The sequence below is a fragment of the Streptomyces sp. NPDC053076 genome, from assembly GCF_044546845.1.
Classification (GTDB): Bacteria; Actinomycetota; Actinomycetes; order Streptomycetales; family Streptomycetaceae; genus Streptomyces.
This window is the reverse complement of sequence record NZ_JBITZL010000020.1, coordinates 20,393-35,136: the sequence shown is the minus strand read 5'-3', so window position 1 is coordinate 35,136 and position 14,744 is coordinate 20,393. Positions and strand designations below refer to the sequence as shown.

Annotated in this window: 12 protein-coding genes and 2 pseudogenes; 7 read left to right on the top strand and 7 right to left on the bottom strand. The window is 68.7% G+C overall.

Annotated features, from left to right (window positions below):
• The 3 genes and pseudogenes from ACIGYR_RS38760 to ACIGYR_RS38750 all read left to right on the top strand — a co-directional run.
• Positions 1-723: pseudogene (locus ACIGYR_RS38760) on the top strand (DUF6596 domain-containing protein); the annotation flags it as partial.
• 635 nt (positions 724-1,358) lie between these two features.
• Positions 1,359-1,502, top strand: coding sequence for a hypothetical protein (locus ACIGYR_RS38755; RefSeq protein WP_399608958.1), 144 nt, complete (start codon positions 1,359-1,361; stop codon positions 1,500-1,502).
• 235 nt (positions 1,503-1,737) lie between these two features.
• Positions 1,738-2,506, top strand: a pseudogene (locus ACIGYR_RS38750) (IS5 family transposase).
• 118 nt (positions 2,507-2,624) lie between these two features.
• Here ACIGYR_RS38750 and ACIGYR_RS38745 read toward each other — a convergent pair.
• The 4 genes from ACIGYR_RS38745 to ACIGYR_RS38730 all read right to left on the bottom strand — a co-directional run bounded on the left by ACIGYR_RS38745 (position 2,625) and on the right by ACIGYR_RS38730 (position 6,485).
• On the bottom strand, positions 2,625-3,440 hold the full coding sequence (locus ACIGYR_RS38745) for a class I SAM-dependent methyltransferase (protein WP_399608960.1): 816 nt from the start codon (positions 3,438-3,440) through the stop codon (positions 2,625-2,627).
• 264 nt (positions 3,441-3,704) lie between these two features.
• Positions 3,705-4,811: a hypothetical protein gene (locus ACIGYR_RS38740; protein WP_399608956.1), complete on the bottom strand. Its 1,107-nt coding sequence runs from the start codon at positions 4,809-4,811 to the stop codon at positions 3,705-3,707.
• The gene (locus ACIGYR_RS38735) at positions 4,772-5,134 is read right to left on the bottom strand and encodes a hypothetical protein (protein WP_399608953.1); all 363 of its coding nucleotides are present in this window, start codon (positions 5,132-5,134) and stop codon (positions 4,772-4,774) included. The genes ACIGYR_RS38740 and ACIGYR_RS38735 overlap by 40 nt, the downstream gene beginning before the upstream one ends.
• A 406-nt stretch (positions 5,135-5,540) precedes the next feature.
• Positions 5,541-6,485, bottom strand: coding sequence for a GNAT family N-acetyltransferase (locus ACIGYR_RS38730; protein WP_399608951.1), 945 nt, complete (start codon positions 6,483-6,485; stop codon positions 5,541-5,543).
• Positions 6,486-6,973: 488 nt separating this feature from the next.
• Between ACIGYR_RS38730 and ACIGYR_RS38725 the strand changes: the two genes are divergently transcribed.
• Positions 6,974-8,389: a DEAD/DEAH box helicase gene (locus ACIGYR_RS38725; protein WP_399608949.1), complete on the top strand. Its 1,416-nt coding sequence runs from the start codon at positions 6,974-6,976 to the stop codon at positions 8,387-8,389.
• Between the two features lie 248 nt (positions 8,390-8,637).
• Here the strand turns inward: ACIGYR_RS38725 and ACIGYR_RS38720 are convergent, their stop codons facing one another.
• Positions 8,638-9,129: a hypothetical protein gene (locus tag ACIGYR_RS38720; RefSeq protein WP_399608947.1), complete on the bottom strand. Its 492-nt coding sequence runs from the start codon at positions 9,127-9,129 to the stop codon at positions 8,638-8,640.
• A gap of 98 nt (positions 9,130-9,227) precedes the next feature.
• Complete coding sequence (locus ACIGYR_RS38715; protein WP_399608944.1) at positions 9,228-9,743, bottom strand: hypothetical protein; 516 nt, start codon at positions 9,741-9,743, stop codon at positions 9,228-9,230.
• Positions 9,744-9,886: 143 nt separating this feature from the next.
• Here ACIGYR_RS38715 and ACIGYR_RS38710 point away from each other — a divergent pair, with 143 nt between their 5' ends.
• Positions 9,887-12,028: a hypothetical protein gene (locus ACIGYR_RS38710; RefSeq protein WP_399608941.1), complete on the top strand. Its 2,142-nt coding sequence runs from the start codon at positions 9,887-9,889 to the stop codon at positions 12,026-12,028.
• Positions 12,029-12,072: 44 nt separating this feature from the next.
• Positions 12,073-12,945: a hypothetical protein gene (locus ACIGYR_RS38705; protein WP_399608938.1), complete on the top strand. Its 873-nt coding sequence runs from the start codon at positions 12,073-12,075 to the stop codon at positions 12,943-12,945.
• Positions 12,946-13,151: 206 nt separating this feature from the next.
• On the opposite strand, the gene ACIGYR_RS38700 is transcribed toward ACIGYR_RS38705, so the two are convergent.
• A complete protein-coding gene (locus tag ACIGYR_RS38700; RefSeq protein WP_399608935.1) occupies positions 13,152-13,586 on the bottom strand; it encodes a VOC family protein in 435 nt (144 codons plus the stop codon).
• Positions 13,587-13,860: 274 nt separating this feature from the next.
• Between ACIGYR_RS38700 and ACIGYR_RS38695 the strand changes: the two genes are divergently transcribed.
• On the top strand, positions 13,861-14,592 hold the full coding sequence (locus ACIGYR_RS38695) for a dienelactone hydrolase family protein (RefSeq protein ID WP_399608932.1): 732 nt from the start codon (positions 13,861-13,863) through the stop codon (positions 14,590-14,592).
• The last annotated feature ends 152 nt before the right edge of the window (positions 14,593-14,744 follow it).

Below are 14,744 nucleotides of genomic sequence, written 5' to 3'. Positions count from 1 at the left end.
CCAGGAACCCGAAGCCACCACGACCCAGCCCATCAGCCAGGCCAAACACACCGCCCCACGTCTGCACCCGGACCACCCCGACGACGTCACCACCGTACTGCGCGTGCTCTATCCGGTCTTCAACGAGGGCTACACGGGCGACATCGACCTCACCGCCGAAGCCAACCGCCTCACCCGGCAACTCACCACCGTCCTCGCCCCCCCGAAGTCACCGGACTGCTCGCCCTGATGCTGCTCCACCACGCCCGGCGCGCCTCACGCACCACACCCGACGGCGACCTGGTACCCCTCGCCGAACAAGACCGCGGCCGGTGGGACACCACACTGATCACCGAAGGCGTGCACATCCTGCAGACGGCCCTCGCCCGCGACCGGCTCGGCGAGTACCCGGCCCAGGCCGCCATCGCCGCCCTCCACGCAGACGCACCCCACGCAGACGAAACCGACTGGGTCCAGAACGTCCAGTGGTACGACGAACTCGCCCGCCTGACCGCCAACCCCCTCGTCCGCCTCAACCGCGCGGTCGCCATCGGCGAAGCCGACGGACCACGCGCCGGACTCGCGGCACTCACCGCACTGGACACCTCCCTGCCCCGCCACACCGCAGTAGCCGCCTACCTCCACGAACGCGACGGCGACATCACCACCGCCACACGCCTGTACACCGAAGCCGCCCACAACACCCCCCACCACGCCGAACGCGACCACCTCACCCACCAAGCCCACCCCCCACCCCGCCGCCCACCCCCGCCCCGCCCCGCCCCGGCACAGCACGGCACGGCCGGACAAGCCACGACCGGACAAAGGGACAGCCGGACAAAGAGACGGCCGGACAAAGAGACAGGCGGCCAGACAGAGAGGACGGCCGGGCGGCAGAGGGGCGGCCAGCGATCGCGATGGGTCTCGTCAGAAGCCAGGCAGGGTGGCCGGCCCCCGCAGACAGCCGGCAGCAGCCCACCACCGGGCCCAGCCCCCTCACGGGCCGCTCCCCCGGCGCCGGTCCGGCAGCCGTCCTCACCTGGCCTCCTTACCGGATCCCCCCTCCACAACGGCCACCTGCACGAGGGCCGCCTGCACCAAGTCCACCTGCACCGGGCCCGCCTTCATCGAGCCTGCCCTGGCAGTTGCCACTGCACAGCCCGCCCCCGGCCGTTCGGACTCCCCCATGCCGCCTACAGCGCAATCCCCCACACTCTCCTCCGGCCGGCCGACCGGACCGGCCGGGGAGCATGTCCAGACTGTGAGCAGGCACCCACCCACGGGCCCTGCAAAACCCCTCCCCCGCTCCCCACAACACCGGAAGAAGGACCACAACCATGACAACTCAACACGCTCCCGCTCACAGCCAAGACAGTTTCATGATCCAGCAGATAGCCGACCGCTTCGAGGTCTACAACCCCAGCGGAGAGTTCCTCGGGGCATACCCCGTCCGGGCCGCCGCGGAAAAACGGGTGACCTGCCTGGCACAACACACCGAACGCACCACCCGAAACAGCCCGTGACACCCCCACACAACCCGTCAAAGAACCCTGCCCCCCACACCACCAAGAACCGGGCACAACACCACGCCCAAGCCACGACCCGCCAGGACCGGACCGCTGTTCCCCGGGCACACGCACCCGGCTTGAACATGCCCGGCGGACGGCTTTAAGACGGTGTCCTACGTGGTGAGGCGGACGTTGACTCGGTATGGGGCGGGGTACGTGGAGCTGGATCGTGCCGGACGGGCTGTGAGAGATCGCGAAGCCGCTGATCCCACCGTCTAGAGTGCGGCCGCAGGGTGGCGGTACACAGGACACACCTGATGAGAGGCTGTTCGCGGCCATCGTCTATGTCCTGGTCAGCGGTTGCGCTTGGCGGGCTCTGCCGCCCTGCTTCGGGGTATCGAAGTCGACTGCCCATCGCCGGTTCCTGATCTGGTCGAGAGCCGGAGTCTGGGGCCGCCTCCACGAGGCAGTGCTGCACCGGCTCGACGACGCCGGCCTCATCGATGTGACCCGCGTCGTCCTCGACACCACCCACGTCAGGGCTAAAAAGGGGGCGAACACACAGGTCCGAGCCCCGTGGACCGAGGTAAACCGGGCTCCAAGAAGCACGTCCTGTCGGACGCGCACGGACTGCCTCTCCTCGTCGGCGTCTCAGCCGGCAACACCCACGACAGCGAAGGGCTGAAGCCATGATCGAGGGTCACCAAACGAGACACGACCCCGATCAAGGCCGTTACTTCAAGCCCCAGCGCCTACACGCGGACAAAGCCTACGACCGCCCGGACCTGCGGAAATGGTTACGCGGCAAGCGCATCGGAGACCGGATCGCCCGCAAAGGCATCGAGTCCAGCGAGCGATTGGGCCGCCGCAGGTGGGTGATCGAAAGGACGATGTCGTGGCTGTCCGGCTACCGCAGACTCAGCCCACGCTACGAGCGCAACCCCCGCAACTACCTGGCCTTTCTCGGCCTCGCCGCAGCTATCTGCTGCTACAAACGGCTCGTCCGCCTCACCACGTAGGACACCGTCTTAGTGGTCGTAGGCGGTCAGTGCGCGCATGACCGGCTGGCCTCGCATGAACCTGGCTCCACTCATCAGGCCCCCTTGAAAATCGATCACCTAGGAAACCGGTGGCGCTCTACGGACGGACCGCCGAAATCAGTCCGCCGGGCCGCTCCTCGCGCTGCGGCGGGGTGCTGATCGGACGGCCGTAGGCGGCAGCGCACTCGCGCAGGGTGTGGCTGCCGGCCTCCCAGCCGTGCCCGGCCAGCCAGCCCACCGGGTCGTCGGGCATCTCCGAGAGCCACATGGACGCCGCCGATCCCGGCCCGGCCTCCGCGCCGAAGCGCTCGATCACGCCGCGGGAGCCCAAAGTCAGCCCCATCCGACTGCCTGCCGCCGACCGCGCGCTGATCCGGGCCAGCAGCAGCTCCACCGCGTCCTCGGGCAGATAGATCAGCAGTCCTTCGGCGATCCACACGGTCGGCACCGCCGGGTCGTGCCCTGCGGCGGCCAGCGTGCCTGGCCAGTCCTCACGCAGATCCACCGCGACGGTGATCCGCTCGCAGCGTGCGACGGCCCGCTCCTGGCGCAGCACCGAAGCCTTGAAGTCCAGTGGCGCGGCGGTGTCGACCTCGAACAGCCGGGTGCCCTCGGGCCAGTCCATCCGGAAGGCCCGGCTGTCCATGCCGGCGCCGAGCAGCACGACCTGCCGGACCCCGGACGCGGAGGCCTGCTGCAACAGGTCGTCGAGGAATTTCGTCCTGATGACGATGGAGAACGACACGGCCAGCCGGCGGCGTTGCGCAGCCTCGTCACCGGGCAGGGGCGGCGAGGAGGGCCAAAGGCCGCCGGCGGTGGCGAAGGCCCGTGCCAGTGGGTCGCGGAACAGCGCGTTCTCCCGCTCGGTCTCCAGCGCCCGCACCCTGGCCACCCCCACCGCCGTGGCCCACACTCCCGACGGCTGGACCCGCTCCTGCTCATCAGTCACCGCGCCAGCCTAGGCGGTGATCGATTCCAAGGGGCCTGACGAGGGGAGCCAGGTTCACTCGCGGCCAGCCAGTCATGCGCGCTCTGACCGCCTACGACCACTAAAACAATCATTAGGCGAAGACCAACAGTCGCCCTGTGTACGCGACCACACGAAGTGGACCAATGCCCGAGATGGGACAGCAGATGTCGACCGCTTTGGGAGGTACGAGAGTCGATAGCCAGGCCACTAGAAGAGGTCGGCCGAGGTGCCCTGCGTGAGGTTCTCGAGGATCGTGCGCAGCCACGGACTGCGCACGGCTGGTAGCCGGACCAAGGTGTGCTGGAACGTTCCCCGATCGGCCCGGAACAGGTAGTTGGGGAGCAGCGGGAGCGGGTCGTCGCGGAGGACGTCTCGGGGTATGCGGCCCGACGCGGGAACCGGCAAGTACGACTGGGGAGAGACCAGCCACAGCCACACCCCCAGCGGCAGGGGCACCAGGTATGCCGACACAGTCGGGCTGGCGGGGGTCCAGGTCCGACCCGTCTGGGGGTGGACCGGTACGAGGAGGATGTCGACGCCCGCGTCCGGGGAGGGCTGTCCCGGCCCACCCAGGACGGCGCGCCGCTTCGGGGGGCCTGCGGGCAGCAGGGCGTCGAGCGAGCGTTGGAAGACGTTCGCGGTCAGACCGCCCGGGACCTCCACTGGCTGCCCTTGGGAGGCAACCAGCAGGTGGGCGAGCGCATGGCCGGCTGCCGCCTCCCACTGCGGACTCCACGACCAGTAATGGTTCGATCCCCACCTTCCTCCCCACGTGGCAATCGGCTCGAACGGGGGCGTCTTCTCCCCCCTCTCTGCCAGCTCCACCCAGGAGGGGGGCGCATCGTGGATATCGTCGACGGGGACGGGGTGCACGGCGTCCGAGCTGAGCCGCACCGCCTGCCAGAGCGAGCAGTCATCGACCCTGGTGGCCACGGGGAGATCGCATGCCTCGCAGGCCATGTTGGGCCCGTCGGCTCCGTCTAGGCCACAGCAGGCACCGCCGCGCTTCTCCGGGATCAGCCGGGTTCCACGGATATCACCGGGCGCGATGACAGTCGCCCCTGGCGTGCTCTCGGACAGGGCGTAGACCGGCGCGTAGATGCCACGTGCCTCCGCCTCGCCCGGATCGATCTCGTCCCACATCCGCCACGGCCCTCCCCAGGGGTCCGGGTCCACGGCAAACGTCCCTGACTGCATGAGCACCGGAAGCTGGGCCCCGTTCCCGTACTTCTGACGGGCGTGCACCGGCAGTGAGACCTGGGACAGCGGGGTGGTCAACTCGGCACCGCATCCCGCACACACGAAAACGAACAAATGTCCTCCGCCTGGGAAACAGACGCATCTTCGCAGCTCGCCAGCAGCCGGCCAACATGTTTTCTCATCCGTGGCGGACTGGAGTCGGTGGCGCCGGTGTCGTAGGCGATCACCTCGGGCCGGGCGGCTATGCCGCGTATGTAGGCGTCGGCGTCGAACCCGGCGCCGAGCGCTCCTGCCGGGGCGAGAATGCCGAGTTCCGTCAGGGTGCCTTCATCTTGCGCGTACGCGACAAGCAGTGCGACGAGTACCCGTTCGCCTCCACCTGGCAGGGTGCCCTCCACCGTCGGCGGTAACTTCAACTGGCGCATGATCAACGCCAAGCAGAACAGGGAGGGCCACAAGGCTTTCGGCCGTTTCCACCTGCGTTTTCCTACGGCTGCGCTTCTCTTCGTCCTTCTGGGCTCGAGCCTGAGTTCCTCAAGCGCTGCCTCTTGCCAGGAGGCGGGTTTGGCGGCTACCGCGCGCAGCAGGTCGATGGGCTCTTCAAATCCGTCTGTGGAGTTCGGGGGGAGGTTGAGCAGCGGGAGCTGCTGTGGCACCCAGCCTTGGGAGCGGTGAAGCCGCTCTGGCCAGGGCGGTCCGGCTATCGATCTGAGGCATTGCGGCCCGGTGACCAGGGCTGCCTCAGGTCGATTGAGACACCGCTGCTGGGGTTGTCTCGATCGACTTGAGGCAGCCTAGGCGTTTGCGGGAGCGTCGTCTCCGGAGCCCCTGCACAGTGCCCCATCAGTTCCAGGTCATATTGATCTCGCGCCCGAAAGTGACGTATCCAGCGCGGTGGAAGGCGTTCGCCATCGGGACGTTGCCCAGGTCTGTGGACGCGCGGATGCGGGGGACGTCCTGCTCGGCAAGAACGCGGGTGCCCTCGGCGAGAAGGTCGTCGATGTAGCCATTGCCGCGGTGCGTGGGAAGGACCGCCATGTAGGCGATGATCGCGTTGTAGCCGTTGTGGGCCGGGAGGACGAACCCCACTGGCTCTCCGTCGGGCAGCGTTGCGATCCGCCACCAGTCTCGTGGGCTTGTGTAGCGCGCCAGCTCGTCCTCGTAGTGCTTGACGGCCGCCTTCTGGGCGGACATCCGGGTCAGGTCGTCACAGCCATGTGCGTCCAGCGTCCCGTCCATGACCGAGGCCATCAGCGCCACGAGTTCATCGGCATCGCGGATCGGCCGGAACGCAAGGTGCTTGGTGTGCTTCGGGACTGGCGATGTCGGACGCCACTCCAGGCGCAGCCGTTCGACGAAGAGCCGGGCACCGGTCCGTTCCAGTACCGTCATGCGGTCCTCGACGGCTTGTCTGGTCACGGTGTTCTCACGCCAGTCTGGCGGGACGAGACGGCTGTACTCAGGGGGACACGACCCGTTCGAAAGGGTGGCGGCCATCGCGGTGTGCAGAAGTCGCACCCCGATGTCCCTGTGATCGGGATTCGGAGCGTTGTCGTCGATGTCGAGGACGTCCAGGATGAGCGGTGTGTCGCTGCCGGCTCGGCTCCACCAGGCAGCTCTGGCCAGTAGGCGGTCACCGCGCAGGGCGACCCACATCCATTCCGGGCGTCGTCGGCCGACGGCGAGGTCGTCTGCCAGTTCCTCGTTGAGGACGTAGGGCAGTTGGGAGAAGAGAGCGAGTTCTTCGGGTCCGTTGATCGGACGTATGGTCAGGTCGTTCTGTTTCACGGTTCAGACGCTCCGGTGAAGGCGCCCGTCCGCTCCGGGGTCAGACGCGGTCCACGCCCCGGGAGGACGCAAGCGCGGTGATCATGGGAATCATCGGCTTATCCCTCCTCTCGCTGTCGTTACCCCTCACCCTTGCGGCAGGGGCTCGGTCGCAACGTCTATCCAACCGCAGCCCCTGTGCGCAATCCGTTTTCGATCACCCCCTTGTGACCGTGTGAGTAGCGGGGGAAGGTCAAGGGGCAGGTGCGGAAGTCTTCGGAGTACCGTCCGCAGGTTCTGGCCAGCGGTCTGTCGGTGCGCCGGAACGATCAGCCGCACACGGTCCGCGAGGCGGGCATGTCCCGTCATTCGGTGGCCCGGCCGGCCGGACCGTCGGGCATCCGGGCGGGCGCTGGTAAAATGGGGGCACACTACGACACCACCGGAGCCCGTACCGAGGGGTACGGGCCCCGGCGCGTTCCGGGTGTTAGACCGAGGAAGGTTTCCCCATGAACGCGATGCCGCCGGCCCCTGGACACTCCCGCGCCGGCAAGCCCGAGCGGGTGACAGCGTCGCAGGGCGACCTCTCGACGCCCGAGACGGTGACCCCGGGCCTGCCGCCGGCCGAGTCCTTCGACGTGCTCGGGCTGCCGCCGGCGCTCATGAGGACCATGATCGATCTAGGCGTGAAGGAGCCCTTCCCGGTCCAGGCGGCGACCCTGCCCAACGCGCTGGCCGGCCGCGATGTCCTCGGCCGCGCACGGACCGGCTCAGGCAAGACGCTCGCTTTCGGGCTTGCGCTGCTTGTCCGGACAGCAGGCTTGCGAGCGGAGTCGAAGCGCCCTCTCGCACTGGTCCTGGTGCCCACCCGGGAACTCGCGCAGCAAGTGGGCGACGCGCTGGCGCCGTACGCGCAGGCGCTGAACGTGCGACTGGCGACGGTGGTCGGCGGCCTGTCGATCAACCGGCAGTCGGCGCTGCTGCGCACCGGCTCCGACGTGGTCATCGCAACGCCGGGGCGGCTGGCCGACCTGGTGTCGCGCCGGGATTGTCACCTGAATCAGGTGCGGATCACGGTGCTGGACGAGGCGGACCAGATGTGCGACCTGGGATTCCTGCCGCAGGTCTCGGAAATCCTGGACCAGGTGCGCCCTGACGGGCAGCGGCTGCTGTTTTCGGCCACCCTCGACCGCAACGTCGACCATCTGGTGCGCAGCTACCTGCAGGACCCGGTGCTCGCCTCGGTCGACCAGGTGGCGGGCTCGGTCACCACGATGGAACACCACGTACTGAACATCCACGCCGCCGACAAGTACGCGACCGCTACCGAAATCGCCGCGCGGGACGGCCGGGTGTTGATGTTCCTGGACACCAAGGCCGGTGTGGACCAGTTCACTCGTCACTTGCGGGCCAACGGGATACAGGCCGCAGCCCTGCACAGCGGGAAGTCACAGCCGCAGCGCACGCACACGCTCGCCAGGTTCAAGGACGGTGAGATCACCGTTCTGGTCGCCACCAACGTCGCGGCGCGGGGCATTCACATCGACGCACTCGACCTCGTCGTCAACGTCGACCCGCCGGCCGACGCCAAGGACTACCTGCACCGTGGCGGGCGCACGGCGCGCGCCGGGGAGTCCGGGAAGGTGGTGACCCTGGTCACCCAAACCCAGCGGCGCGATGTGAACCGGATGATGTCCGACGCCGGAATCCGGCCGACCGTCACGCAGGTCCGCTCCGGCGAGGAGAAGCTGACCGCCATCACCGGGGCGAAGCGCCCGCCGGCCGCGGCGAAGACCAGCAGCGGCAACATCGCCTTCCGCGGCCTCGGTACCCGGCCGGGGCGCCCCAAGGAGTCCCGCAAAACCGCCGAGGCTCGCAAGACAGCGGAAGCCCGCGCGGCGGCCCGGACACGCAAAGGGCGCTGACGCCGGAGAACCTGTCAGAAGCACTGCTCGTCATCGACATGCGAAGTGCCTTGTCGAGCAACGCCTATGGCGATGAGGCTTGCCTGCGCAAAGTCGCCAACCCTGCCGAGCAGGCTCGCTCCGCCGGCGTGCCGGTCATCCACCCTGCGGGCCATGGCGTCATTGCTGGTTGCAGACCGGCACACCACGCCGGAGCGTCGCTCCGGTGCTGCCCCATCGGCCGCTCAGCTCATCGCTGAGCGTGGGGGTCACGCGCCGGACCTGCGCGCACCGGGAGGCCATACGACATCGACGGTCAGTCCGGCCGAGCGGGCGGCGGCCACCGTGTCCGCCGTGCCACCGCCCCGGCCGGTGGGCCCGCTGCCGTCCCAGACGGCCAGCAGCCGGTCCGCGCCTTGGAGAAGGCGGAAGTTGGCCGCTTCGTAGGCCACGCGCCCCGTGTGCTCGTACGGCATGATCACCACCTCGTCGGCGGCCTCGCACAGCGCGTCGAACCTGGGGAGATCTGCCGGGGCCACCACCGCATCCCGGTAGTCCCTGGACGGGATGATCACAGACAGCCGACCACCGAGGGCCAGGATCTCCTCGGCGAAAAGGGTGTCAGCGCCACGGGCCAGGCAGGAACGCCCCATGAGTGCGTTTCCGCGCAGGCCGGCCAGCAGTTCGTGCAGGGCCGTGCGCACCGCTCCGGCTGCCTCGTCGGCCAGGTCCATATGACCGGTGACGGCGACCGTGAGCACGCGTCAATTCCCCTTCCGGCACGGGCGATGCAGTCGTCACTCTATCCGCTGGCGGTCACCGATCGAGCCGATTGAACCGTACAGACTTTCTACGGGCTTCACAGAGCCATGGCGGCGGCGAAGCCCAGGACGTAGGCCCCGGCAAAGAGGAGGGGGATCCACCGCTCGACCCGGTTCAGCGGCAGATAGACGCGCCAGTCCCGGCCTTCGCCGAGAGCGCGCCACTCGGCGGCCACGAAGGTGCGGGCCGGCAGCCGCTCTTCCAGCGCACCGATCACCTCGAACTTGCCCCGGTTCAACTGGTGGTAGGAGCGGACGGTGAACCACCAGGTGACGCACATGCCCAGCAGGACCAGCAAGGCCGCGACGGCGAGGACGACCGGCACCTCACGATGGTGTTCCTGGGACAACCAGGCGCCGAAGAAGGCGAGCAGGCCGGTGTGGAGGGTCAGGAAGAACGTGTTGGCGAGGTTGCGCCGCGCGCTGACCCGGTCGGCCATCTCCACGCACAGTTTGTACTGCTCGAAGATCGCGGCGTGATATGAGGCCCTCGCGTCGCGATAGTCCTCCGCGCCGATACCGTCGTTCCACAGTGAATCACTGACTTCGGCCATAGCGGCATCTCCCCGTAGTCGTCACGCTCGCCGACCCTGCTGAGAAGATACGTGCTTTGATCGCATGGTGCGGGCACAAAGTCCGCTGAAGGTAGGTGAGTTGCTTGTCTCGGAGCGAGCCGCCAGCCGAGGATGTCGACGCCATGCTGTCCATCCCGCCGGAGAAGTTACGGAGGCATCCCCGGTTGCTGTACGCACGGCGCGCCAGCGAGGCGGCCGCCAAGGCACTGGCCTATGCCCGGGGCGGGGCCGGGCACACGTACGACGACATCGCGTACCGCTATTTGTGCGCCTGCCCGCAGGTGCCGTTCCTCGGGGTCGAGACCTTGGCGGGCCGCGCCGAGCAGGAGCGGCGGCGGCAGCGGGTGGGACTGCCCAGCGACGTGGCCCAGCTCGCCGGGCAGCGTGACTTCCTCGCCCACCGGCCCCTCGTCATGCCCGACGGAGAGTTCCGGGTAGGCATCGAGCGGGGGCTGCTGTTCGCCATGGCCGAACCCGAGGGCACGATCGTGGGCAGGTTCCCCCTGACGGTTCGCCACCGCATGCTGGACGGGCTCAGCAAGCCGCAGGACGTGCGCCCCCAGCCCACCATGTCGGTCTGGACGCACCTGACCGAGTCGCGCTGGCTGCCCTTGGACGAGCTCATCCGGTACGCCCGCTTCCCCCCGATGCGTGAGGCGTCCCGGCTGGTGCGCGGTGTCTTCCCCGGTCGGCACCATGTGTTCGTCTCGCACCGCTGGCTGGACGTGGGACAGCCCGACCCGGACGGCACGCAGGCGCGCCTGGTCGCGTGGCATCTGGTCGCCTCGATGTGCGAGGCGGTCCGGGTCGCCCACCGGCGTGGACTGCACACCCCTCGTCAGGTGGCTCCCGCCGCGATGAACATGCCGGTCGGAGTGGCCGGATCGGACCTCGCGGAGTGTCTGCTGGTCGGGGTCCTGCGCGAGGTGGTGGACGACACGTCACTGGCGCCGGTGGCCCAGGAGCTGGAGCGGGTCGGCATGGACGCTGTCGAACTCGGCGCGGCCGAGGCGTCCGATGATATCGGCCTGGAGCGCCTGAGTGTTCTGCTCGACGCCCTGCCCGCACTCCGGCCGCTGCTGGAGCGCATCCATATCTGGTACGACTACACCTGCGTACCCCAGGCTCCGCGCACCCCCGAGGAACAGGGGCTGTTCCGCAGGACCCTCGAATCGCTGTTCCTGCTGCAGTTCGCCGGGCGCACCCTGGTGCTGCTGGACGATGTGGCCGACTACCTGGGCCGGGCCTGGTGCAGCCTGGAGGCGGCGACCTCGCTGACATCCACGGCGGGCGGGCGCCCGGACATCCTGCACACCGGTGGACCGGCGCGGCCGTCCGGCCCCGCAACGGACGCGGAGTCGCTGCGCAGTCTGGTGAACGACCGCCAACTCGTCATCTGGCGCGGGCTGCTGGACACCGAAGTGTTCCGGCTGCAGACCCGCGAGGAGTGCCTGCGCCGGCTCGGACTGTCCATGGCGGAACCGGGTGATCTTCCCTACCTCTACGACCGCATGCTTTCCTTCGCGGTGCCGAACGGCCGGATGAGCCGTCATTCCCTGGTCACGGGTGTGGTTCCGCTGCCGGACATGGGGGAGGGCAAGATCCTGATCCCGATGCCGGACTACTCCGGGTCACAGCCGGTCGACGGCGGACGGCCGGTCCGCGTGCTCGGCTCCCTCGACGGGTGGGGCGGCCTGAACCTGCGAGGCCACATCGAGGAGAGACCGACCGACGCCGGTCCCCCCGACGTGACGCCGTACTGGCGCGTCCCCGGTCCGGACGCCGCCGGGACCACACCGACCTGCCATGTAGCGGTCGTCGCCGAGTGCGAGGGGGAAGCCGTGCTCATCTCGTCCTGGTTACGACGGCACCGGGCGGAGCTGGAGAAGCGGCTGCGGGTCACGGTGGTCTCGGGAAGCTGGACCGCGGTGGATCCCGTCCCCGTCGGGCATCTGCCGCACGGGCGGCTTCGGGCGCAGCCCGTCCGGGCCGACGTATGGCTGGTGGTGGGCAAGTCCGGCCTGGTGGCGAACGACGTGGGCCAGGCGTTGTGCCGCGTGGTGTACGAGGCTCGCCTCCCGGCCATAACCGTGTCCCTGGACCGCACCGAGGAGAACGTGGAACAGGTCGTCGGTGATGTAGCGCCCGGCGCACCGCCCAGCGGCCTCCTGTCCGGGTGGGGGTCCGGCTACGAGCATCCATCGGGGCTGCTGTACATGCACCTGTACCAACATCTGCTGCAGTGGGGGGCGTCGGTCCATTGAAGGTTCCGCATCTGGGCGAGTTCGTCGAAGGAGAGCTCGGACGTGTGCTGCGCGCCCTCAGCGTGGCCGACCGGGACGGGGATCACGCCGGTTTCAGCGCGCTGTGCCGACGGCACGCCGCAGAACTCGACAGCGACCGGGACGTATGGCTGAGTGTGCCCCGGGAACTGCGGGCTGGCTTCCGCGGCAACATGGAGGCCATGCGGCCCTTCATGCTGACGGCTCAGCGGATCGCACGCGAGTTGGACGGATTGGGCCATCCCGCCCCACTGCGCCAACTGTCGGGAGCCGACAAGCCGGGCAATCCCATGGAGAAGCTGCACGAGGCGGACGTCCTCGCCGAGAACGGGGAGTTCGAGGCCGCCGACGCACTGCTCCGCGAAGAGCTCGGCGAGGGGCTGGCCGACGACGGTTGGGTGTTGCTCATCCACTCCCGCATGGCCACGCACGCGACCATGCGGAACGACCTCGACACAGCCATCGAGCACGCCCGCCGTGCGCACGAAGTGGCGCGGCGTTCGGGTCATCGGGGCGTGGCGCGAGCCGCCGAAGTCCTCGACGACCTGCTCACCGCGCGCGAGTTGCGCCGCGGCACCACCGACGGCCGCCGGCTGGGTGCCTGCCGGGAGGCTCTGACGCATGCGCAGCGGCTGAGCGACCGGGCCCTGTTCGTGGAGAGCAACCGGGCACTGCTGCGGCTCCTCGGCGAACTGGATACGTACCCCGAGGACTCGCCCGCCCGCCGCTTCCTCGGCAAGCTCTGCGGCCTGCTGGGCGCGAACCACTTCCACCTCGGCGACCGCGACGAGGCCCGGGAATGGACCCGCAAGGCCCTGCACGTATGCCGGCTGCGCGGGGACCGCGTCGGCGAGGAGGTCTACGAGGCCAACCTGAAGGAGATCGACCGCAGGGAGTAGTCAGCACTCCCCCAGGACGCCGAGCGCTACACGAGCAGCATCCATGAGAGCGGATGACACTTCATGAGCAGCGTCCGTGAGAGCGGATCCGCTCGGCCCTTCCTCGCGGGGTAACTCCCGCGCACATGGGATGGGGTAACTCCCGCCCCCTACGAGACTGGTGAGGCCCGGGGGGTGGCTCCCCACCTCCCCGGCTCGCAGAATGTTCAGTCGATACAGAACTCGTTGCCCTCGATGTCCAGCATCGGGATGCACGACTCGTTTTCCTCATCGGCGTACAGCGTTTGCACGTGTGTCGCACCGAGCGCGACCAGTCGTGCGCACTCGGCTTCGAGCGCGGCGAGGCGCTCGTCCCCCACGAGCCCGGTGCCGACCCGGACATCGAGATGCACCCGATTCTTTACGCTCTTGCCTTCGGGGACGCGCTGGAAGTACAGGCGCGGGCCCACGCCTGAGGGATCACTGCAGGCGAACCATGATCCCTGCTTCTCAGGAGGAAGGGTGCGGTTGAAATCGTCCCAGGTGCTGAATCCTTCCGGTGGCGGCGGTATGACGTATCCCAACACTTCACACCAGAAGCGAGCGAGGCGCTCAGGTTCTGCGCAGTCAAAGGTGACTTGGAACTTCTTGATCGCTGACATCGGCGCACCGTACCGCGTACCGGGGGGACCCTGCCGCTCATTTCCCCAGGTGGATCCGCCCGTCACCCGTCGCATCCTGGGCCGCCGCCTTGGACACCAAGTGATCAAACCGGACGGTCCACGAGAACGACGCGACCGTGGCGGCGGCGCTCCCCAGCATCCAATCCTGACCAACCACCTTCAGGCCAAGATCAGTTGTGGTAACGGCTACTGCCGACGAATCTCCGACTCCGGTCACTAGAGTTAAGTCGCCACTTCAGACACGGGGGTAGTCATGACAGGTCAGTGGGAGACACTCGGCGAGGCAGGCGGCATCGAGGCGTACGTGCACCGACCCTCGGGTGAGGTGCGGGGCGCCGTGGTGGTCTGCTCCGAACTGTATGGAGTCAACGCCTATGTGCGCGGGACCTGCGCGGAGTTGGCGGCGGCCGGGTATGTCGCGCTCGCGCCCGACTACTACTGGCGCAATGCCCGCCGCACAGAACTCGGATACTCGTCCGAGGAGCGCGAGGCCGGCCTGGTGCTGATGCGTGCGCTGGACCGCGACGAGCTGGTGGCCGACGCTTCCGCGGCGCTGGAAGCGGCGCGCGCCGAGGCCGGGGAGCGTGGCGCGGCGTTCCTCGGTCTGAGCATGGGAGGTCACATCGCGGTGCGGGCGGCGACCGAGCTGAGCTTCGAGTTGGCCGCGGTCTTCTACCCGGGATGGTTGCTGAACAGCGGCTTTCCGCTGGTCGGTCCCGTGCCTCCGCTGGAGACCAGCGAGCGGATCGCCGCGGGCGGCGCGTTCGTGCTGGGCTTCCGCGGCGAGCTGGACCACATCATTGCGGCCGAGGAATGGCAGGAGGCCGATCAGCGACTCACCAAGGCCGAGGTACCGCACGAGCTGGTGACCTACCCGGGAGCCCGCCACGGCTTCGCCTGTGCCGACCGCCCGGCCGACTACGACCCCCAGGCCGGCGCCGACGCCTGGCAGAAGGTGTACGCCGCGTTGGCGTCACACCTGTAGGCACACCGCACCTGCGTCGCCCGGTCGCGTAGACGCAGGGTGCCTTCGACGCGCTGTGGGCGGGCGGCATCTTTCCCCGCCCGCGAGCGCGGTGGTCGTTGAGGACTGCCGAGCACGTCAGCCAGTCCCCCGACCGTACCCGACCTGCTGTG